Origin of the sequence: Agrobacterium sp. El2ro-1b, from assembly GCF_048298475.1 — a bacterium.
In the GTDB taxonomy this organism is placed as follows: domain Bacteria; phylum Pseudomonadota; class Alphaproteobacteria; order Rhizobiales; family Rhizobiaceae; genus Agrobacterium; species Agrobacterium fabrum.
Genome location: NZ_CP103459.1, coordinates 1,184,518 through 1,206,176, shown reverse-complemented (window position 1 = coordinate 1,206,176; position 21,659 = coordinate 1,184,518). Strand labels below are relative to the sequence as shown.

The following is a 21,659-nucleotide window of genomic DNA, read 5'->3' as shown; positions in this document are numbered from 1 at the left end:
AACAAAAATATCATACGCACGCAAAGACCGACCGCAGCCTCACATCGCTATGGGGCGGACGAAAGAAGAAAAGCGGATTTGGCTGCTAGATGAAACGGAAAGGCAGGCCCGAGATGAGAGCCTTGACGAAGCGCTTTTTCTGAAAGCGCCCGTTCAACGAAACACGCGGCAGTTGCGCCGGCTTTTCGAGGTTGTGCGGACCGAGAACACCGGCCTGCGTGGTGACCGCCACGGAAAAGCCCGCATCCGAAACCGCTTTCGCTTCGCGCTCACCCACGGCCCTGACCCAGCCATAGGGATAAGAGAAGGTTTGCGGCCGCTTGCCGACATAAGCTTCCACGCGGCGCGTCGATTCCTCGATCTCATGGGCGAGGCGCGCCGCGTCGATCTTGCGCATATTCACATGCGTCATGGTATGCGCGCCAAAATGCACGAGTGGATCGTTCGACAACGTTCTGAGTTCGGCCGCATCCATGACCAGTTCGTCCACGATCGCGATGGGGTCTATGCCATGCTGCCTCGCGACGCGATCGATCCTTTCCACCGCGTCGTCTTCTGCGGATTCCTGGACGAAGTTTTCCAGCCGGGCGAATGCCTCCACCTTCTGCGACGGCGTGGCACATTCCACCTGCTCCGGTCCTGCGCCAAAATCAAATTCGAACGATGTGACCTTCTTCGTCAGAGCCGCCGCCGTTTCCCACCACACACTGCGGCTCCGCTCAACAAAACCCGGCGTGATGAAAATTGTGTAGGGAACGGCGTATTTGCGGAAGATCGGCGCAGCATGTTCGGCATTGTTGCGATAGCCGTCATCAAGCGTGAAGGCGCAAAACGACCTGACTTCGCTGGTGTCGGCAAGCAGAGCCGGCAGATCATGCAGATGGATGGGCACGAGACCGGATTCGAGTGCGGCCTTTATGGCCTCTTCCAGAAATTGCGGCGTGACGGATAATTGAACATTCGGCGCAAAAGCCGAAACCGGCCGCCCCGGCCGCACATGGTGAAGCGTGAAGATCACACCCCGCCCGGCAAGGGATGGAAATGCCGAACGGACAGCCGGAATAGAACTCACCTCCAGCCCTGCTCGTATGGCCCCATATTTCACAAAGCGTTTGACCAGCGGCAATATGGTCCTTGCCGATTGTCCCGACGCCAGACCGGGAAGGATACGTTTTTTTAAGACCCGCAAGGCCGTCAGCGGCAGGTCGATCAAGCCCGGCAGAGGATCGTTCGGCGCAAAAGCGGCCCAGCTGCGGATCTTGCCAAGGGAGGCGAGATAATCGCCAAGTCCCGCCTGCCCTCTTCGTGCCAATGTGAAAGCGGCAACGGCATCGCGGACAAGATAGGACCAGGACGTACCCTGCCGCGCGGTGATCGCCTGCCCGATGGGCATGTCATTGACCACTCGCCATAGCAGCCCGCCAAGATCGATGCCGGCGGCCCAACAGAGGCCGAACCACGACCATGGGCGTGGATTGACATCGAGAAGTTTCAGCGCCCCATCCCTGCCGTCAAGTTTGAATTCCACTTCGACCAGCCCGCTGTGGCCGGCCGATTTTAATATTTTCCGGGCCGCCTCGATCGCTTGGCGGTTATCAACGACCTCGACACGGGTGCTGGTATAACCGAAATCGACGGGATATTGCCTTGCGCGCCGCGCGGTGAATTCGGCAACCGGCTCCCCGTTCAGCCACAGGGCCGCATAGGAAAACTGGCTTTCGCCTCCACCCGGAATGAGTTCCTGCACGACGACATTGTCGGGGCCGATCTCTCCACTCGCATCGGCGAAAGCGGCTTTCAGCCCCTCGCGGTCATCGGCGCGAATAACTTTCGCGCGGGCGATCGAGGTGTTGCCGCCCCCCATATTCGGCTTGAGAATGACGGGAAACATCACATCCAGCCCATCGATATCGGCAGCCGACGTCAGCGCATAGGTTCGGGGGATGCTGACGCCGAGTTCCGCCGCACGTTTATAGAGCAGCGGTTTTTCACACAGCCATTGCAGGTTCGTCCATTCGGGCAGAATGATTTTGTAGAGCGCCGAAAGCTCCTCGCGATACTGCGAAACAAGCTGAACCTCACCATCGCCCGATGGCACCAGCAGACAGCCTTTCAGGCCCGGTTTTTCAGCCATTTCACGCAGAAATGCCATTGCCCCGTCATCATGCGGACCAACCCAGCGGATTGTTTCCCGCACGAAGCGCGACCAGCCCGGCAGCGGTGAATCATGGGTGAGGTAATAGACAGGCACATTCAGGACGCCGAGACTACGGGCAAGGGCAAGCGTGCCGTGAGCGCCGCCGATAATAACAACACCTGGAATGGTCAAAGCCTGATCCCCGTCCTATTCCACATCTTGATCGCAAAAATTGATAAATAAATTGGATATTTCTAAAGTATAGAGTGAATGATTATCCGTTCTCGAGAAGGCAAAAGCGCCATGCTCTTCGGTCTTTTAGCCGGCGCTTGGGAATTTGCTTTGAAAAGAAACGGGGGCTTCACGCCTCCTTGCGCACCGGGCGTGGCTCGCCATTCTCATCCACGGCAACCATAATGAAGACGGCTTCCGTGACCTTGTCGCGTGAATCCTGATAGTGCCTGCGGGTCCATGCCTCGATCTTGAGCGTGACGGACGTGCGGCCGATCTTTTCGATCCGCGTGTAGACACACAGCGTATCGCCGATCTTGACCGGCTTCTTGAAGACGATTTCATGGACCGCCACGGTGACAGTGCGGCCGCCGGCGACATCATTGGCGCGGACGAAAGCGGCAAGGTCCATCTGCGACATGACCCAGCCGCCGAAAATATCGCCGGCCGGATTGGCATCGGCGGGCATGGCAAGCGTTCTGAGCGTAAGTTCCATATCGGCGGGCGGTTGCTGGTCCATATCTCGAATTCCTTTCACAAACCTCCCGCTGCCGGGCTTAAACAACCCCGTCCTTTCAGCCAATAGCCGATTTGTCGCGGCAGCCCCTCCAAAACAGCAAGGAATAACAGCACCACCGTAAGCTTCGGTTAACCATGATGGGGCACGATTCCAAAAAACGCGGGGGCGTGCAAATGGCCTATGACTGGAGTGGAAATAACACGATACAGCGGCGCTACGACCGGATTGTCCTGGCGGTCGCCGGCATCCTCGCCATCAGCCTGGCGACAGGCACCCTTGCGCTACGACCGCAGATGGAGCCGACAACCACGGTAAGCCTCGACAAACAGCCGCGGCTTAACTCTGAAAAATGGCATTTGCGGCTCTGATCAGCAGCCATGACCCGAACTAAAAGCCCCGGCATCGCGGCCTATTGCAACGTGTCGTCCTGCTTCGGACTGGTTTCCTTCTGGGAGGCGTGGTCAAGATGGGCCACAGCCGGAGCAAGGACTGAAAGAAAAGTCTCCGACCGGCCGATATAGATGATCGCCGCGCCTTCCATCCCGTTCAGAACCTGCGCCAACGTATCCTGCGTCTGTTTTTCCAGACCTTCCAGCAAATCGTCGATCACAACGAATTTCGGCTTCAAAAGCAGGGCATTGGCAATGCGGATGCTGGCCTGCTCATCCGAATCGAGTTTCTTGTCCCAGCGGATATTTTCGTCGAGACGGGAGGTCATTTCCCCGAGCCCGCATGCGGTCAGTGCAGCGAGGTAATCCGCATCGGTGAAACGCTGGGGCGCACGCGGATAGGCCAGGATCTCACGCAGCGAACCTGCCGGCAGATAGCCGTGCTGGGCAATGAACAGCGTGTCGGATTGTTCGGGCATCTCGATCCTGCCCTGCCCCCAGGGCCACAGGCCCGCCAAGGCGGCAAACAGCAGCCGCCGGTTCACGCCCTGCTCGCCGTTGATCATCAGCCGTTCGCCAGGCCCGATCCCGACCTCGTTCTCCCGCAGCCGGAAGCCGCGCTCCACATCCTGCCCGCCCGCATCACGGCAGATGATCACCGATTGCAGGCGGATTTTTTCATTCTCCACGCTGCGCTGCAGGTCGATCGCGAGGCCGTGCTGTTCCACGCTGTCCATCTGGATAAGCGCATTGCGAAACACCGAAACACGCTGCAGGGTCGCCTTCCAGCTGGCGATCGGGCCGAAATTGTCAATATACCAGCGCAGCGCCGTATTGACCTGGTTGAAAGCGCCGACGGCCATCATCAGCCCGCCGAAGGTGAGGTTGCCGGAAAAATAGACCGGCGCGGCAATCAGGATCGGCGCCACCACCGCCAGCCAACCGTAACCCGCCGATACCCATGTGAGATGCGTCAGCGCCATGGCAAGCCCGCGAATGACGCCGAGCACCGCATCGATATCGATGCCGATCCGCCGCCTTTCATTCTTTTCGCCGCGAGCAAGCGCAATGGCGGCGAGATTTTCGCTGGCCCGCATCAGGGAAAAGCGCAGTTCCGCCTCTTTGGAATAACGCTCGGCATTCAACCCCACCAGCCGGTAACCAACGAGGTTGCTGAGCAGCGAGGCGGACCCGGCGTAAAAGATCGCCGCCCAGACCATATAGCCTGGGATCGCATAGGTATCGCCGCTGATGGTGATGGCAAAACCGGCTGAGAGCGACCAGAGGACGCCAATAAAGCTGACGAGAATAATAGTCGCATTCACCAGACCGATCGAAAGCGCCGTGCTGCTTTCCGCAAGATTGCGGACATCGTCATGCAGGCGCTGATCCGGATTGATCGAAATCGTGCCGAAACCGGCCAGACGCGCGGCGCGACCCGGTTTCAGCCATTGATCGACCATATCCTTGGCCAGACCCTCGCGCATGTTCAGCGCCGTCATCTGGTTGAGCCATGTCTGGATGACGTTGAGGAGAAGCAGCAGCCCGGCGATGATTGCGAAAACTTCGAGCTGATGAATGAAGGCATCGAGATCGCGCCGCTCGAGCGCGTTGTAAAACGGCGCATTCCATTCATTGAGCCTGATCTGCCCGTAGGCGGTGAGCAATATCACCGTGAGCAGCGCAAACGACAGCAAGATCAGCCGGTTGCGCACCGGCGATGTCCAGAAGGCACTCCCCATCATCCGCAGCTGCGCCGGAAAATCGAGATCGAAACCCGAAAGGTTCGCCGCGCTCTTGCGCTGGTCGTCGGTCACCGTTGTTGCCATTCATTCCATTCCGAAACGTCAATCGGCAAAGAAAGCGGGTCGCGATTCTGCGCCTTGCGATGCCAAGCAATAACACGCCGTTCGACCTTGTCCACAATCCCGGCGAAATCTCAGCGGCGATGATTGATAAGCCCGGACCATTCTTCCTGGGGCAGACAGCGCGGCCTCAACCAACAATGTATTACCCTCGGAAATGATCCTTGCTTTCTTTTCCTGCATTGCACAAAATCCCGGTAATTTCAGAGGGGCGGACAACCGCATAAACCGGAAAACCGGGCAAGGCAGATTAATGGCGATCAAAGCGAGCATCTATCATCTGACGCATTATAAATATGACAATCCGGTCCGCCTTGGACCACAAATCATCAGATTAAAGCCCGCCTCGCACTCCAGAACCCACGTCATCAGCCACTCGCTCAAGGTTTCACCCTCCAATCACTTCGTGAACCTTCAGCAGGATCCCTACGGCAATTACCTCGCCCGCTTCGTTTTTCCCGAGCCGGCAACGGAGTTCAAGATCGAGGTTGATCTTGTCGCCGATATGACCGTTTACAATCCATTCGACTTCTTTGTGGAGGAAGAGGCGACAAAATGGCCCTTCGATTATCCGCAGGAACTGCGCGACGATCTCTCCATCTACACGAAGCCGGAGCCGACCGGCCCTTTGCTCGCCGCCTTCATGGCCACCGTCGACCAGACCCCGGAGCAGCCGACGGTAGACATGGTTGTTGGCCTCAATGCCCGCCTGCAGCAGGAAATCGGTTACGTCATCCGCATGGAGCCGGGCGTCCAGACGCCAGAGGAGACGCTCGCTTCCGGCAAGGGCTCCTGCCGCGACACCAGCTGGCTGCTGGTGCAGGTGCTGCGGCATCTCGGCCTTGCCGCCCGTTTCGTGTCGGGATACCTCATCCAGCTGACGCCCGACCTCAAGGCGCTAGACGGCCCCTCGGGTACCGAGGTGGATTTTACCGATCTGCACGCCTGGGCCGAATTTTACATGCCCGGCGCCGGCTGGATCGGTCTTGACCCGACCTCCGGGCTCCTGACGGGTGAAAGCCATATTCCGCTGGCGGCAACGCCGCACTATCGCAATGCCGCACCGATTTCCGGCGGTTATTTCGGCCATGCCAATACGGAATTCGCCTTTGACATGCAGGTCCGGCGTGTTGCCGAGACACCGCGTATCACCAAGCCCTTTTCGGATGAAAGCTGGGAGAGCCTCAACGCCCTCGGTGAAAAGGTCGACGGGGTTCTGACCGCGCAGGACGTCCGCCTGACGATGGGCGGCGAGCCGACTTTCGTTTCCATCGACGATTTCGAGGCCGATGAATGGAACACCAGCGCGGTCGGGCCGACGAAACGAGAGAAGGCGGACAAATTGATCCGCCGTCTGCGCGAGCGTTTCGCCCCCGGCGGCTTTCTGCATTACGGTCAGGGCAAATGGTATCCGGGTGAAACTCTGCCGCGCTGGACCTTTTCGCTCTACTGGCGGAAAGACGGCCTGCCGATCTGGCAGAACCCGGAGCTGATAGCCGAGGAAGGCGCAAATACCGGCGTCAAGGCCGAGGATGCGCAGAAGCTGTTGGGTGGGATCGCCACACAGCTCGGCATTGAGCCTGATCTGGTGCTGCCGGCCTATGAGGATCCTGCAGAATGGATCATCAAGGAAGGCAGCCTCCCCGATAATGTCGACCCGTCAAACTCCAGACTGAAAGATCCAGAAGAGCGCAACCGCATCGCCCGCGTCTTCGAACGCGGTTTGACAACGCCTACCGGCTACATCCTGCCGGTGCAGGCGTGGAATGCGCGCGCCACCGGCGAACGCTGGATCAGCGAAAGATGGCAGACGCGCCGCGGCAAGATTTTTCTCGTTCCGGGCGACAGTCCGGTCGGTTACCGCCTGCCGCTCGGAAACCTGCCCTATGTGCCGCCATCGGCTTACCCCTATATCCATGAGGCCGACCCTTCGATCCCGAGAGGGCCGCTTCCCGATGTCTTAACGCCGTCCAGCCGCGCCATGCCCGAAGCCTCGTTCCATGCAAACGAAGGAGCCGGGCAAGAGCGCATCGAGCAGACGCTCGGCGAAATCGGCGGCGCGGTGCGGACCGCCCTGTCGGTGGAACCGCGTGACGGAAGACTTTGCGTTTTCATGCCGCCGGTGGAGCGCATCGAGAACTATCTCGAACTGATCGCCGCAGCGGAAGCGGCTGCCACCGAACTTGGACTGCCGGTCCATATCGAAGGTTATGCGCCGCCACATGACGAACGTATCAATGTCATCCGCGTCGCGCCCGATCCCGGTGTGATCGAGGTCAACATCCACCCCGCCGCAAGCTGGGAGGATTGCGTCGATATCACCACGGCAGTTTATGAGGAGGCACGCCAGACGCGTCTCGGCGCCGACAAATTCATGATCGACGGCCGCCACACCGGCACCGGCGGCGGCAACCATGTGGTCGTGGGTGGGGCGAACCCGAATGACAGCCCCTTCCTGCGCCGGCCCGATCTTCTGAAAAGCCTCGTGCTGCACTGGCAGCGGCATCCGTCGCTCTCCTACCTCTTCTCCGGCCTGTTCATCGGCCCGACAAGCCAGGCGCCGCGCATCGACGAGGCCCGCCACGACAGTCTCTACGAGCTGGAAATTGCGCTGGCGCAGGTGCCCGCCCCCGGCGACGGTGCTCCGCCTTTGCCATGGCTGGTCGACCGGCTGTTCCGCAATCTGCTGACGGATGTGACGGGCAATACGCACCGCGCCGAGATCTGCATCGACAAGCTGTTTTCACCTGACGGGCCGACCGGCCGCCTTGGTCTCGTGGAATTCCGTGGTTTCGAAATGCCGCCGAATGCCCGCATGTCGCTCGCCCAGCAATTGCTGGTGCGCGCGCTGATCGCCCGCTTCTGGAAAAATCCGGCCGCCGGCAAATTCGTGCGCTGGGGCACCGCGCTCGCGGACCGTTTCATGCTGCCGCATTATATCTGGACGGATTTCCAGGATGTGCTCGCCGACCTCAGGGAAAACGGCTTCGACGTGAAACCGGAATGGTTCACCGCCCAACAGGAATTCCGTTTCCCCTTCTTCGGCGAAGTAGAATATGAGGGTGCGAAGCTTGAGCTGCGCCAGGCGCTGGAGCCCTGGCATGTGATGGGCGAACAGGGCGCGATCGGCGGCACCGTCCGTTTTGTCGATTCCTCCGTGGAGCGCCTGCAGGTGCGGCTGGAAACTTCCAACCCTTCTCGTTACACCGTCGCCTGCAACGGCCGTGCCGTACCGCTGACCCCGACGGAAAACCGCAGTGTCGCGGTCGCCGGCGTGCGCTTCAAGGCGTGGCAGCCCTCTTCCGGTCTGCATCCCGTCCTGCCCGTCAATTCACCCTTGACCTTTGACATTTATGATACATGGTCGAGGCGATCGATCGGCGGGTGCATCTATCATGTTGCTCATCCGGGCGGGCGCAATTACGAGACGTTTCCCGTCAACGGCAATGAGGCCGAGGCACGCCGCCTCGCCCGTTTCGAACCATGGGGACATACGGCCGGGCAATATCCGCTGATGGCGGAAACCGTGTCGCCAGAATTTCCGCTGACGCTCGATCTGCGCCGGCCATACGGAGTGTAAATTGTCCAAAGCCCCGGCAACGGAACGCAAGACGGAAACGACCGCGCGACCGCGCGGGCTGGATTACTCTACCTTGCCTGGCGTTGCCGACGAAATGCTCGACACCAACGGTGAGGTGAGGCCGGTCTGGAAGACCCTGCTAGCCGCCCTGTCACGCATGTCGGAGCGGGAACTGCACGAGCGTTTTGCCCGCACCGACCGTTATCTGCGCGATGCAGGCGTGTTCTACCGCGACTACGGCAAGGGCAGCAGCGAAAGAAACTGGCCTATCTCGCATATTCCTGTCCTGATCGACGACCGGGAATGGACGGTTCTTTCCGAAGGGCTGAAGCAGCGCGCCAATCTTCTCGAAGCCATGGTTGCCGATTTTTACGGCGAGAACCGGCTGGTGAAGGAAGGTTACGTGCCGCCGGCGCTGATCGCCTCCAATCCGGAATATCTGCGGCCAATGGTCGGGGTGAAGCCGGCAAGCGGGCATTATCTGCATTTCTGTTCGTTTGAAATCGGCCGCGGACCTGACGGCAACTGGTGGGTGCTGGCCGACCGCACGCAGGCACCTTCCGGCGCGGGTTTTGCGCTTGAAAACCGGGTAGCGACCACCCGCGCGCTGTCCGATATCTACGCGGAAACCCATGTCCATCGTCTCGCTTCATTTTTCGGCGCTTTCCGCGATGCACTGCAGGCGCACAGGAAACATCCCGACGAACGGATCGCCGTTCTGACGCCCGGCCCCGCCAACGAGACCTATTTCGAACACGCCTATATCGCCCGTTATCTCGGTTTCATGTTGCTGGAAGGCGAGGACCTGACCGTGGTCAACGGCCGCGTCATGGTTAGAACCGTGGCCGGACTGAAACCGATCGGCGTGTTGTGGCGACGTCTCGACGCCTCCTATTCCGATCCGCTGGAACTCAACCAGCACTCCCATATTGGCACGCCGGGCATGGTGCAGGCGCTGCGCAATGAGGCGCTCACCGTCGTCAACGCGCTTGGCAGCGGCATTCTCGAAACACGGGCGCTGCTCGCCTTCATGCCACGCGTCTGCCGCCACATTTTGGGCGAGGAACTGAAACTGCCCTCCATCGCCACCTGGTGGTGCGGACAGGAATCCGAACGCCGCCACGTTGCCGGTAATATTGAAGGCATGGTCATCGGCCCGGCCTATTCGCGGCTGCCTTTCTTTGACGATAACGGCCAATCCGTGCTTGGCTCCTCGCTTCGCGAAACGGCAAAGGAATCGATCAGCGACTGGCTTGCCTCCGACGGCCACAGGCTGGTGGGCCAGGAAGTCGTGAAGCTTTCAACCACGCCGGCCTACATTGACAACAAGCTCGTGCCGCGGCCGATGAGCCTTCGTGTATTTGCCGCCCGTACCCAGGATGGCTGGCAGATCATGCCCGGCGGTTTTGCCCGCATCGGCAGCGGTGACGATGTGTCCGCCATCGCCATGCAATCAGGCGGCAGCGCGGCGGATGTCTGGATCGTCAGCGACAAACCCGTGGAACGCACTACGCTTCTGCCGGCGGAAGAAAGCTTTATCCGCAACATGCCGGGCAGCCTGCCAAGCAGGGCTGCCGACAATCTCTTCTGGCTCGGGCGTTATATCGAACGTTCGGAAGGCGCGCTGCGCATCCTGCGCGCCTGGCATGGACGTTATGCGGAATCCGCCGATCCGCGCCAGCCGCTGCTCGCCCATGTGACGGGCTATCTCGAAGCGCTCGACGTGGAGATGAACGATGCCGTGCCGGAAAGCCTGCTCAACAACATCAACAGCGCGCTCTACTCCGCCAGCAACATTCGCGACCGCTTTTCGCCGGACGGATGGCTGGCGCTGAACGATCTTGCCAAGACCGCCCGCCGTTTCCATGCCAAGGTGGCGCCGGGTGATGACGCCACCCATGCCATGACGATCCTGTTGCGCAAGCTTGCCGGTTTTGCCGGTCTTGTGCACGAAAACATGTATCGCTTCACCGGTTGGCGTTTCCTGTCGATAGGCCGTTATCTCGAACGCGGCCTGCATATGACACGGCTTCTCGGCCATATGACCGGGCCGGATGCACCTGATGGTTCCTATGACATGCTGCTTGAAATCGGCGACAGCGTCATGACCCATCGCCGCCGCTACAACGTCAATACGGCGGGTCTGACCGTAACCGACCTTCTAGCGCTCGATCCGCTCAATCCCCGCTCGATCCTGTTTCAGCTAAACGAAATCCGCACCGAGGTGGAGCAGCTTCCGAATGCCTTCGTCAACGGCCAGATGTCTCCCTTCTATCGCGAGGCGATGCGTCTGCATTCCGGGCTCGCCGTGATGACGCCGGAAAACATGAACGGCGCGATCTATCGCCAGCTGGAAACCGACATGGAACATCTCTCCGATGTCCTGGCCCGAACCTATCTCGGATAATCCTATGCTTTATGATCTTTCCCTGCATATGGGTTACACCTACGACACGCCGGCCCACGGCGCGCGCCACATCATCCGCGTTCTGCCGCTCTCCATCCCCGGGCGGCAGCGGCTTGTTGCCGGTTCCATCGACGTTTTACCCGCGCCCGAAGAACGTGTCGGTTTCGAGGATTTCTTTCACCAGTCGGCCACCTCGGTGCATCTGCGCGCCCCGCATGAGAAACTCGACATCCGCATGCAGGCCCGCGTGATGGTGGAGGCGCCGGCTTTGACGGCCGATTTTTCGCCCGAGCTTTCCCGCCTGCCACAGGAGCTTGCCGAGGTCTGGTCGCTCGATTTCCAGTCGCCGCACCATTTCGTTGGCACCAGTCCCAGAATAGGCACGGACGCGGCGATATCAGCCTATGCCCGGGAGTTGCTGAAGCCGGGAATGACCATTCGCGAAATCGCAATGGCGACGTGCAAACGCATCCATGGGGATTTCACCTATGATGCCGAGGCGACGACAGTGGATACGACACCGTCGGAAGCCTTCAAGCTGAAGAGCGGCGTGTGCCAGGATTTTTCGCACATCATGATCATGGCGCTGCGCAGCCTCGGCATTCCCGCCGGTTACGTCAGCGGCTTCCTGCGCACCATTCCCCCGCCGGGCAAGGAGCGGCTGGAAGGCGCCGATGCCATGCATGCCTGGGTTCGCATCTGGTGCGGCGAGGCAACCGGTTATCTGGAACTCGACCCGACAAACGATATCGTCGCCGGAAGTGACCACATCGTCGTTGGTTATGGGCGGGACTACTCCGATGTCGCGCCTGTTATCGGCGTCTTGAAGAGTTACGGTAACCAGCAGATAAAACAGGCCGTCGACGTCATTCCCGTCCAATAATGACACGATGTGTATTATTGCGACCCTCGCGCCAAACAATTCTTGAAAATACTTCGAAAACTGCGTCAATTTGAACGCTGCATAAATTTGAACCGATCGCGTTAGCGTATTCTACATCGTTTGCGGGTTTCCTGCGCTTAGTAGAATATTCTAATCGGTGAGCCTCCAATGACCGTATCCGCACCTCACAAACCCAAGCGCCGTTTCCTTGCCGATACCAGCGGCAATTTCGGCATGATGACGGCCATATTGCTGCCGGTCTTGCTGGGTGTCGCCGGTGCCGGCATGGAGCTTGCGAATGTCATGCAGGTAAAAGCGGATATGCAGAATACTGCGGATTCTGCAGCACTCGCGGCCGCCACCGAAGCGCGTCTGAGAGAGGGCAAGCTCAGCGACGAACAGATCAAGGAAATTGCCAAGAACTTCATTGCGGCCCAGATGGAAAAGAATCTGACCGCGGAAGAGAAAATCGAACTGGAGAAGAATTCTCCAACCCGTGTCACGGCCACGGAAAATGCACGCGGCAAGACCTACTCCGTTGAAACCACGATCAAACACCAGATACAGCTCAATCCGATGCTCGGTTTTATCGGCGCAAAAACGCTTGACCTTTCGGTAACCGGCACCGCAAAAAGCACCGTCAACAAGGGCGCGCCGATCTCCATGTATCTCGCGCTCGACCGCTCGGGTTCGATGTCCTTCAAGACCGACACAATCAATACGGCAAAAAAATCCTGCCCGGTCTACACAGCCGCCAATTGGGGTAACAGCGAAGCGAAGGCCACATCTAGCCCTTGCTACGTCAACAAGGCCACATCGCTCAAAACTGCCGTCGGCTTCCTCGTCGCGACGTTGAACAAGGCTGATCCGACCTACACCGCCAATGGCGGTTCAGAACTCGTCCGTACCGGTGCCTCCGTTTATACACACGAGACCTACGCCGCTCAGCCCATCAGCTGGGGTACGAGCAGCGTCGTCAGCTATGTAGATAAGCAGATCCCGGAATTTCCATCCGGCGGCACGGATGCTCGCAGCAGCCTCACCGCCGCCTATAATGCCCTTAAAAAATCCAATCCCGACGAAGCGAAATACCACAAAGAGAAAGGCAGTGAATCCTTCGAACGCTATATCGTCCTCATGACCGATGGTGAAATGACGGGAAATAGCGCCGCTTGGAATTCCAGCATCGACCAGTCGGTGCGCACCACCTGCGAGACTGCCAAGAAAGACGGCATCAAGATTTTCAGCGTCGCCTTCATGGCCCCGGACAAGGGCAAGTCGCTGCTGCAATATTGCGCTTCCAGCGCCGATAATTATTATGCGCCTGAAAATATGGAGCAGATCGTGACAGCCTTTGGTGAAATCGCCCGCAAGGCCGCCGGCAGTGTAGCCACGCTCACCAACTGACGGCTAAGGCCGGAATCCTCCTTTCTCCGGATTGTCTGGCTTCGGAGCGAAGCTTGTCCTCCCTGCATGGCTGGCAGGACAAGCACGGCAGGTGACAGCGGCGGCGGCCCGTGGCATAGGAGGGCCGCTCCCATTCACAGGCCCTGTCATGATCCGCATCGAAAATATCAGCAAGTCGAACAGTCACCGCATTCTCTATATCGAGGCCTCCGCCGCGCTCAATCGTGGGGAAAAGATTGGCCTTGTCGGCCCGAACGGCGCCGGCAAGACCACGCTGTTCCGGATGATAACGGGGGAAGACCAGCCCGATGAGGGACAGGTCGTCGTCGAAAAGGGCATGACGGTCGGTTATTTCGATCAGGATGTCGGTGAAATGTCCGGCCACTCCGCCGTGGCCGAAGTCATGGAGGGCGCAGGCCCGGTCAGCGAAGTGGCAGCGGAACTTCGCGAGTTGGAAGCCGCCATGTCCGATCCCGACCGGATGGACGAGATGGACGCCATCATCGAACGTTACGGCGAAGTGCAGGCGCGGTACGAAGAGCTGGACGGTTACGCGCTGGAAGGCCGCGCCCGTGAGGTGCTGGACGGGCTGAGCTTCAGCCAGGAAATGATGGACGGCGACGTTTCGAAACTGTCCGGCGGCTGGAAGATGCGCGTGGCGCTCGCCCGCATCCTGTTGATGCGCCCGGATGTGATGCTGCTCGACGAACCGTCGAACCATCTCGATCTTGAAAGCCTGATCTGGCTCGAAGACTTCCTGAAGAATTATGACGGCGCATTGCTCATGACGTCGCATGACCGCGAATTCATGAACCGCATCGTCACCAAGATCATCGAGATCGATGCCGGCAGCCTCACCACCTATTCCGGCGATTATGGCTTTTACGAACAGCAGCGGGCACAGAACGAAAAGCAGCAGCAGGCACAGTTCGAGCGCCAGCAGGCCATGCTTGCCAAGGAAATCAAGTTCATCGAACGTTTCAAGGCGCGCGCCTCGCATGCCTCGCAGGTGCAGAGCCGCGTCAAGAAACTTGAAAAGATCGACCGCGTCGAGCCGCCCAAACGGCGCCAGACGGTGGCTTTCGAATTCGCCCCGGCACCCCGATCAGGGGAGGACGTCGTTGCGCTGAAGAAAGTCAACAAGGCCTATGGCAGCCGCACGATCTATGGCGAACTGGACTTCATGGTACGCCGCAAGGAGCGCTGGTGCATCATGGGCGTCAATGGCGCCGGAAAATCGACCTTGCTGAAACTCGTGACCGGCACGACTGCGCCGGATTCCGGTAATGTCACCCTCGGCGCCAGCGTCAAGCTGGGTTATTTCGCCCAACACGCCATGGATGTTCTTGACGGTGACAGCACCATTCTGGAATGGCTGGAAGAGCGTTTTCCGAAGGCGGGCCAGGCGCCGCTGCGCGCCCTATCCGGCTGTTTCGGTTTCTCGGGCGATGACGTGGAAAAACGCTGCCGTGTTCTTTCCGGTGGTGAAAAAGCCCGCCTCGTCATGGCGGCCATGCTGTTCGATCCGCCGAATTTCCTGGTGCTGGACGAGCCGACGAACCATCTCGATCTCGACACCAAGGAAATGCTGATCAAAGCCCTGTCTGATTATGAAGGCACCATGCTGTTCGTTTCGCACGATCGCCATTTCCTGGCCGCGCTCTCGAACCGGGTGCTGGAACTGACGCCTGATGGTATCCATCAGTTTGGCGGCGGATATACCGAATATGTCGAAAGCACCGGACAGGAAGCGCCGGGCCTTCGCAGCTAAGATGCCTGCCGGACACATCGCCCTGTAACGGCAGCTTTCGTTTCGAAACTGGAGAGACAGATGCGGATCGTTGTCTATAGCGCCAAACCCTATGACAGGCAGTTTCTCGACGAGGCCGCCAGGCCGGGCATGCGCCTGCAATATTGCGAAGCCCGCCTGTCGCCTGAAACGGTCGCTTTGGCGGATGGAGCGATGGCGATCTGCGCCTTCGTTAATGACGATCTGTCGCGGCCGGTGTTCGAGAAACTGGCGGGGATGGGCGTGAAGCTGGTTGCTCTTCGCTGCGCCGGGTTCAATCAGGTCGATCTCGCCACTGCCGAAAAACTTGGTCTCACCATTGCCCGCGTGCCGGCCTATTCACCCTATGCGGTCGCAGAACACACAATGGCGCTCATCCTGTCGCTCAACCGCAAGATTCACCGGGCCTATAACCGCGTCCGCGAAGGAAACTTCGCCCTTGATGGCCTGCTCGGCTTCGATCTGTATGGCAAGACGATGGGCATCGTCGGCACGGGCAAGATCGGCGCGATTTTTGCACGCATTGCGGCCGGCTTCGGCTGCCGTCTCATCGGTCACGATCTTCATCCCAATCCCGATTGCGAGGCGCTGGGCATGACATATGTAACGCGGGAGGAGCTGTTCCGGACATCGGATATCGTCGCGCTGATGTGTCCGCTCACGCGCGAGACCCGGCACCTTATTCGCAGGGAGACTTTGCCGCTTTTGAAAAAGGGCGTGATGCTCATCAATACCAGCCGCGGCGCCATCATCGATACCCGGGCCGCGATCACGGGTCTGAAGGACGGCACGATCGGCTCTCTCGGCATCGATGTCTATGAAGAGGAAGCCGACCTCTTTTTCGAAGATCTTTCCAATGACGTGCTGCGCGACGATGTCTTCGCGCGACTGCTGACTTTCCCCAATGTTCTTGTCACCGGCCATCAGGGTTTCTTCACGCAGGAAGCGCTGAAGAACATTGCGGACACGACGATCGGCAATATCGAGAGTTTTGTCGATACCGGCAAAGCCCTGCACGCCGTCTCCACGGAGCAGCTTGCCGGCGCAGTTTCGTAGCTGAGAACGGTAAAAATCGCCGGTGATAGAATTGCCCGGCCCCAATCCCCGGTATAGGTTTCAATCCATCTTTTTCGAGCTTTCAAACCGGACTGGCCGAGCGACAGATGCAACTCAAAGACTGCTATAATTTCCACGATTTCCGCCGCATGGCCAAACAGCGCCTTCCCGGACCGATCTTCAATTACATAGACGGCGCTGCCGATGACGAGGTGACCTATCGTCGAAACACGGCCGCCTTCGAAAACTGCGATCTCGTTCCCGATGTGCTGCAGGGTGTGGCCGATGTGGATATGTCGGTCACGGTCATGGGGCAGAAGCTGGCGATGCCGGTCTATTGTTCCCCGACCGCGCTGCAACGCCTCTTTCACCATCAGGGTGAGAAGGCGGTCGCTGCCGCCGCGGGGAAATTCGGCACCATGTTCGGCGTTTCCTCACTCGGCACCACCAGCCTTGAGGAAGCACGCCGGATCAGCGGCGGCCCGCAGGTCTATCAATTCTATTTCCACAAAGATCGCGGCCTCAACCGCGATATGATGGCCCGGGCGAAAAGCGCCGGCGTCGAGACCATGATGCTGACGGTGGACAGCATCACCGGCGGGAACCGCGAACGTGACAAGCGCACCGGCTTTGCCATTCCCTTCAAGCTCAATCTTTCCGGCATCGCGCAATTTGCCATGAAGCCCGCCTGGGGCATCAATTACCTGACGCATGAGCGCTTCAGCCTGCCACAACTCGACGACCATATCAAAATGGACGGCGGCGCTCTTTCCATCAGCCGTTATTTCACCGAGATGCTCGACCCTTCGATGAATTGGGACGATGTGGCGCAGATGGTGCGCGAATGGGGTGGGCCTTTCTGCCTGAAGGGGATCATGTCCGTGGACGACGCCCGCCGCGCGGTCGAGATCGGCTGCAGCGGCATCGTGCTTTCCAATCACGGTGGCCGTCAGCTCGATGGCTCCCGCAGCGCCTTCGACCAGTTGGCCGAAATCGTCGATGCGGTCGGCGACCGGATCGACGTGATGATGGACGGCGGCGTGCAGCGTGGCACCCACGTTCTGAAAGCACTATCCCTCGGCGCAAAAGCCGTGGGCCTTGGCCGTTATTACCTTTTCCCACTTGCCGCCGCCGGGCAGCCGGGTGTGGAACGGGCGCTGGAAACAATGCGGATCGAAATCGAGCGCGGCATGAAACTGATGGGCTGCACCACCGTCGATCAGCTCACGCGACGAAATCTGCGCTTCCACTAAGCACACCGAACGGCAAAGGGCGGTGTCCGGTCATAATCGACTGCTGGAACCGCACACCGTCTCCGCCGCGTTCCTTTGATTCTCCCGAAGCGCCATGCCGATATTCCAGGCGAGTGCCAGGCAGACAAGTCCGCAGAAAATGGCTGCGACACGTGAGCGGTGATGCTTGGCCCCGGAAATGAACATCGAGCCGATGGCCGCATAGGCGACAAATGCCGGCGCGGCGGCAATCAGGACAGATATCGGCCCGTCGCAATCGACGGCATCGATACCGATCGCCCGATATTCATTCGGTGTTCCCACCAGGCCGAGAACCGCGATGGGAAACATGGCGGCCAAAACCGCGTAGCGGAAAAATCGAGGCGTATCAGGCATGACTTCTCCATAGCCGGATAATAAACGCTCGCGAATACCGCAGGAGAGCTCCACGGCACGACCTCGGAGAACACCCACCTTACTAACAAGGTCGGTTTCGCCGCCATTGTCAGTGTCCCGGCCAGCAGATTGCCCGCTTTTGCGCAGAAAGCCAGCTTTTTACGCCGGCCGCAATCTTGGCAAGGCAGGGGCAATAAGGTTATGGTTGCAAGATGCAACCATAATGGATCGAACGTGCCCGAACAATTTCCGCCCATAAGTGACATCCGCTCCACCTCACGCCAGCTTGTTCGCGAGCTTGGTTTCATGGGTGGCGATTTTGCCGGCACCGATTTGCCACCCTCGTCGGTGCATGCGCTGATCGAGATCGAGTCATGCCCCGGCATCACCGCAAAGGATCTTGGAAAGCTGTTGCGGCTCGAGAAATCGAGCGTCAGCCGCATGTTGCGCAAACTCATCCTGTCCGGCGATATTGTCGAACAAACGGACGATGTGGATAGCCGTATCAAGCGGCTGCGTCTCACGGGACAGGGCCGGGAGAAGGTCAGTGCAATCAATGGCTTTGCGAACCGTCAGGTATCGGGCGCTTTGGCGCAACTGACGTCGAAGGATGCTCATACCATTCTCGAAGGGCTCCGTCTTTATGCCGATGCGTTGGGAGCGAGGGCCGACACGCCGGTTCCCGCCATCGACATCAAACAGGGATACAGGCCTGGCATCATTGCCCGTATCACCCAGATACACGCACTTTATTATGCCCGGACATCCGGCTTCGGCCAGCGTTTCGAATCCGTCGTGGCCGAAGGCCTCGCCGCTTTCTGCAACCGGCTTGAAAACCCGAGAAATGCGATCTGGGTCGCCATGCGCGGACAGGAAATCATCGGTTCTGTCGCCATCGACGGTGAAGATCTCGGAGCGGATATTGCCCATCTGCGCTGGTTCATCGTCGATGACGGCATCCGTGGCGGCGGTGTCGGACGCAGGCTACTCGCAACCGCCCTCGCCTTCGCCGACCAGGCGGGCTTTGCCGAAACCCATCTGTGGACATTCAACGGCCTTTTGGCCGCACGGCATCTTTACGAAACCCATGGCTTCACATGCACCGAGGAATATCCGGGCAGCCAATGGGGAAGCGAGGTTCTGGAACAGCGCTTTATCCGGCCACGGCCCGAATGACCCTCCAGAGGTGATAGCCGCCCGAATGGACCAGTCATTGGCTCGGAGGCGGCCGGCGGCATGCAGCATATAGGGCACTCTCGCGAGATTTCTCCCTCAAGCGGTGATATGCATCCGCAATCACGTCCCCTGCGCCACGGCGGAAAAACCGTTGCCCGCCTCGTCGGCCCGCGCCGTTTCTACCCCAGCGTTGAGCGCCATCAAATTCCTCTGGAAGGCTATCACGCCGATCATCCCGATGATGCCGAATCTCGTTGTTGAGGTAACCGCAAAGCGCTCCAGAAGCTCCGCAACTGTCCGGTCAATTCCTGATAGAGACCGTAGCGCCGTCTGTAGTGCGAGACCTGCGCTGTATCGGGCTGATAGGCACTCTGAACCCGCGTCATCGCAGCAACGGCCTCCTCGTAATTCGGATAGAGCCCCGTCGCCACGGCTGCGCCGATCGCCGCACCGAGCGCGCCCGTTTCCTTGGCCTCGGCGACGCGAAGGGGAATCTCCAGAACATCCGCCATGATCTGCGGCCAGTGCTGGCTACGGGAACCGCCGCCGGACATAACAGCGCTTTCAACAGGTAGCCCCGCCTCCCGCAGCACGCCGATGTGGCGGCGGTGCTCGAAACACACGCCCTCGAACAGGGCCCGCACCATGTGGCCTTCACCATGCCAGCCGGCGAGACCATAAAACCCGCCACGAAACTCCGCTCCGAGCCGTGAGCCAAAGATGAAGGGGTGAAAGAACGGATCGTCTGCCTGCGGAGTCACGGAACCGACCAGTTCGTTGCAGCGCTCGAAGGCATGGTCGCCATGGTCGGCGCGGACACGATGCACGTACCATTCCAGATTGGCGGCAGAGGTGGCGCTGGATTCGATATTCACATAGCGGTCGCGACCGAATGTCGTGACCATGAAGACATCGGGGCTGATCACCGGTTTGTTCGCAAATACCTGATTGATGCTCCAGGTGCCGGCAATGACGGAGGCTTCACCCGCATTGATAACCCCCGAACCCATGGCGCTGGAAACGACATCGAAGAAACCCCCAATGACCGGTGTGCCTTCCGAAAGCCCGGTCAGGCCGGCAGCCTCCCGCGTCACCTCGCCGACAATGTCAGCCGATTCCACGAGACGGGGGAAGAACGCCAAGGCATCCTCAAGGCCATAGAGTGACAGAAGCTCGCGGTCGAGCAGCACTTCCGGCAGGGCAAGCAGCCCCGCACCGCTGAGGTCGGAAATATCATTGGCAAGGCAGCCCGTCAGGCGGAAATTGACGAAGTCCTTGCAGAACAGCACTGTGCCGGTCTGCGCATAAAGATCGGGCGCGTGCCGTTTCACCCAAGCGAGAAGCGTGGGCGTCTGCGCGGGCCAAGGGCGCTGCAGGCAACGCGCCTGCAGCAGGTCTCCGCTTTTCCGGTCAAGCTCGGTCGCCATATCGGCGGCGCGGCTGTCCAGCGACTGAATGCCGAGCAGCGGCTGCTGTTCTTTATCCAGAAGATAGAGACCATTGCCATGGCCGGCGCAGCCCACGCCCGCAATGCTGTGGGGATCTACCGCCGATTTGACCAGAAGCTGGCGGATCGCCTCACAGCCGTTGCGCCACAATTCCTCGAGATTGCGCTCGACGTAGCCGGGCTGCGGAAATGTCGAATGCCCGTCGATGGCGTGCTGGGCGATCTGCCGGCCCGCCATGTCAAACAGCACAGCCTTGATGACCGTGTTGCCGACATCGAGACCCAATATAAGATTTTTCTCAGCCACGATTATAGATATCCCATGCCTCTTCGCCGCTCGCACCCTGATGGATGATGCCCATCAAGGCCGCCACCACGGCCTTGGGATTGTCATGCTGATAGATGTTGCGGCCATAGACCATGCCGTTTGCACCCTGTGCCATCAAGGCCGCCGATTTTGCCAGCACATTGCGCAAGTCCTCACGTCCTCCGCCCCGCACCAGCACCGGGCAGCGCGCCGCCTCGATCACCCTGTGGAAATCCTCCGGGTTGCTGGTCGGATCGGCCTTGATGATATCGGCTCCCATTTCCGAGGCAAGGCGTACCAGCGTGACGATCTTCTCGGCGTCGCCATCCACCTGATAACCACCGCGCACGTCGTTGGGCAGCATCACCAGCGGTTCGATCATCAACGGCATGCCGAAACGATGGCAATCGGCCCGCACCCGGCTGATATTCTCGACGCATTGGCGAAACAGTTCCGGCTCGTCGGGCAGCATGAACAGATTGACGACGACGCAGGCTGCATCCATTTCCAGCGCACCGATAATCGGATCATGATAGTTCTGAAGCTGCGACCACATGGTTCTGTGACGGGTGGAATTATAGGGATTGCCCATATCGATGCGCATGACGAGAGCCGGCTTGTCGCGCTCCGGTCTCTGCTGCAACAGATCGGCCTGCCCGTAGGTCATCTGGATCGCATCGGGACCAGCCTCCACCAGCTTCTCTACCGTCTGCGCCATATCCTCCAGCCCGACAAGGAAGCTCGGTTCGTTGCAAACCCCGTGATCGATCGCCACATCAAGGCAACCGCCATTGCGGAACAGCCGGTTCATGCGCGCCTTTTTCGAAATCCGCATCA

At 59.4% G+C, this 21,659-nt stretch carries 16 protein-coding genes; 9 read left to right on the top strand and 7 right to left on the bottom strand.

Translation table 11 applies throughout. The features are described from left to right. Positions 1–85 precede the first annotated feature (85 nt). Positions 86–2,329, bottom strand: a complete 2,244-nt coding sequence (locus NYR50_RS19735; RefSeq protein ID WP_174010543.1) for a polysaccharide deacetylase family protein — start codon at positions 2,327–2,329, stop codon at positions 86–88. A gap of 169 nt (positions 2,330–2,498) precedes the next feature. Continuing rightward, entirely contained in the window at positions 2,499–2,888 is a 390-nt protein-coding gene (locus tag NYR50_RS19730) for an acyl-CoA thioesterase (RefSeq protein WP_006313469.1), read from the bottom strand. 173 nt (positions 2,889–3,061) lie between these two features. Between NYR50_RS19730 and NYR50_RS19725 the strand changes: the two genes are divergently transcribed. Further along, positions 3,062–3,256 carry a hypothetical protein gene (locus tag NYR50_RS19725; protein ID WP_236777175.1) on the top strand — a complete coding sequence of 65 codons (195 nt, stop codon included), beginning with the start codon at positions 3,062–3,064 and terminating at the stop codon, positions 3,254–3,256. 41 nt (positions 3,257–3,297) lie between these two features. Here NYR50_RS19725 and NYR50_RS19720 read toward each other — a convergent pair whose 3' ends face one another. Further along, complete coding sequence (locus NYR50_RS19720; RefSeq protein WP_418137963.1) at positions 3,298–5,106, bottom strand: ABC transporter ATP-binding protein/permease; 1,809 nt, start codon at positions 5,104–5,106, stop codon at positions 3,298–3,300. 289 nt (positions 5,107–5,395) lie between these two features. Here NYR50_RS19720 and NYR50_RS19715 point away from each other — a divergent pair, with 289 nt between their 5' ends. The 7 genes from NYR50_RS19715 to NYR50_RS19685 all read left to right on the top strand — a co-directional run bounded on the left by NYR50_RS19715 (position 5,396) and on the right by NYR50_RS19685 (position 17,517). Next, the gene (locus tag NYR50_RS19715; RefSeq protein WP_418137962.1) at positions 5,396–8,722 is read left to right on the top strand and encodes a DUF2126 domain-containing protein; all 3,327 of its coding nucleotides are present in this window, start codon (positions 5,396–5,398) and stop codon (positions 8,720–8,722) included. 1 nt (position 8,723) lies between these two features. Then, positions 8,724–11,129 carry a circularly permuted type 2 ATP-grasp protein gene (locus tag NYR50_RS19710; protein WP_006313465.1) on the top strand — a complete coding sequence of 802 codons (2,406 nt, stop codon included), beginning with the start codon at positions 8,724–8,726 and terminating at the stop codon, positions 11,127–11,129. Positions 11,130–11,133: 4 nt separating this feature from the next. Then, a complete protein-coding gene (locus NYR50_RS19705) occupies positions 11,134–12,012 on the top strand; it encodes a transglutaminase family protein (RefSeq protein ID WP_174010551.1) in 879 nt (292 codons plus the stop codon). Between the two features lie 168 nt (positions 12,013–12,180). After that, on the top strand, positions 12,181–13,419 hold the full coding sequence (locus tag NYR50_RS19700) for a vWA domain-containing protein (RefSeq protein ID WP_174010553.1): 1,239 nt from the start codon (positions 12,181–12,183) through the stop codon (positions 13,417–13,419). Positions 13,420–13,567: 148 nt separating this feature from the next. Continuing rightward, positions 13,568–15,190 (top strand): ABC-F family ATP-binding cassette domain-containing protein, encoded by a 1,623-nt coding sequence (locus tag NYR50_RS19695; protein WP_010973389.1) that lies wholly within the window; start codon positions 13,568–13,570, stop codon positions 15,188–15,190. A gap of 60 nt (positions 15,191–15,250) precedes the next feature. Then, positions 15,251–16,264, top strand: a complete 1,014-nt coding sequence (locus NYR50_RS19690) for a 2-hydroxyacid dehydrogenase (protein ID WP_418137961.1) — start codon at positions 15,251–15,253, stop codon at positions 16,262–16,264. 107 nt (positions 16,265–16,371) lie between these two features. Next, positions 16,372–17,517, top strand: coding sequence for an alpha-hydroxy acid oxidase (locus NYR50_RS19685; RefSeq protein ID WP_174010558.1), 1,146 nt, complete (start codon positions 16,372–16,374; stop codon positions 17,515–17,517). Positions 17,518–17,547: 30 nt separating this feature from the next. On the opposite strand, the gene NYR50_RS19680 is transcribed toward NYR50_RS19685, so the two are convergent. Next, positions 17,548–17,946, bottom strand: a complete 399-nt coding sequence (locus NYR50_RS19680; protein ID WP_418137960.1) for a hypothetical protein — start codon at positions 17,944–17,946, stop codon at positions 17,548–17,550. A gap of 147 nt (positions 17,947–18,093) precedes the next feature. Between NYR50_RS19680 and NYR50_RS19675 the strand changes: the two genes are divergently transcribed. Beyond that, positions 18,094–19,068, top strand: coding sequence for a bifunctional helix-turn-helix transcriptional regulator/GNAT family N-acetyltransferase (locus NYR50_RS19675; protein WP_418137959.1), 975 nt, complete (start codon positions 18,094–18,096; stop codon positions 19,066–19,068). A gap of 120 nt (positions 19,069–19,188) precedes the next feature. Here the strand turns inward: NYR50_RS19675 and NYR50_RS19670 are convergent, their stop codons facing one another. Genes NYR50_RS19670 through NYR50_RS19660 form a run of 3 tightly spaced genes read right to left on the bottom strand, consistent with a single transcriptional unit; the run spans position 19,189 to position 21,657 of the window. Next, entirely contained in the window at positions 19,189–19,350 is a 162-nt protein-coding gene (locus NYR50_RS19670; RefSeq protein ID WP_418138280.1) for a methyl-accepting chemotaxis protein, read from the bottom strand. Next, positions 19,299–20,822 (bottom strand): FGGY-family carbohydrate kinase, encoded by a 1,524-nt coding sequence (locus NYR50_RS19665; protein ID WP_418137958.1) that lies wholly within the window; start codon positions 20,820–20,822, stop codon positions 19,299–19,301. Before NYR50_RS19665 ends, NYR50_RS19670 begins: the two co-directional genes overlap by 52 nt. After that, positions 20,815–21,657 (bottom strand): class I fructose-bisphosphate aldolase, encoded by an 843-nt coding sequence (locus NYR50_RS19660; RefSeq protein WP_418138279.1) that lies wholly within the window; start codon positions 21,655–21,657, stop codon positions 20,815–20,817. The genes NYR50_RS19665 and NYR50_RS19660 overlap by 8 nt, the downstream gene beginning before the upstream one ends. Positions 21,658–21,659 lie beyond the last annotated feature (2 nt).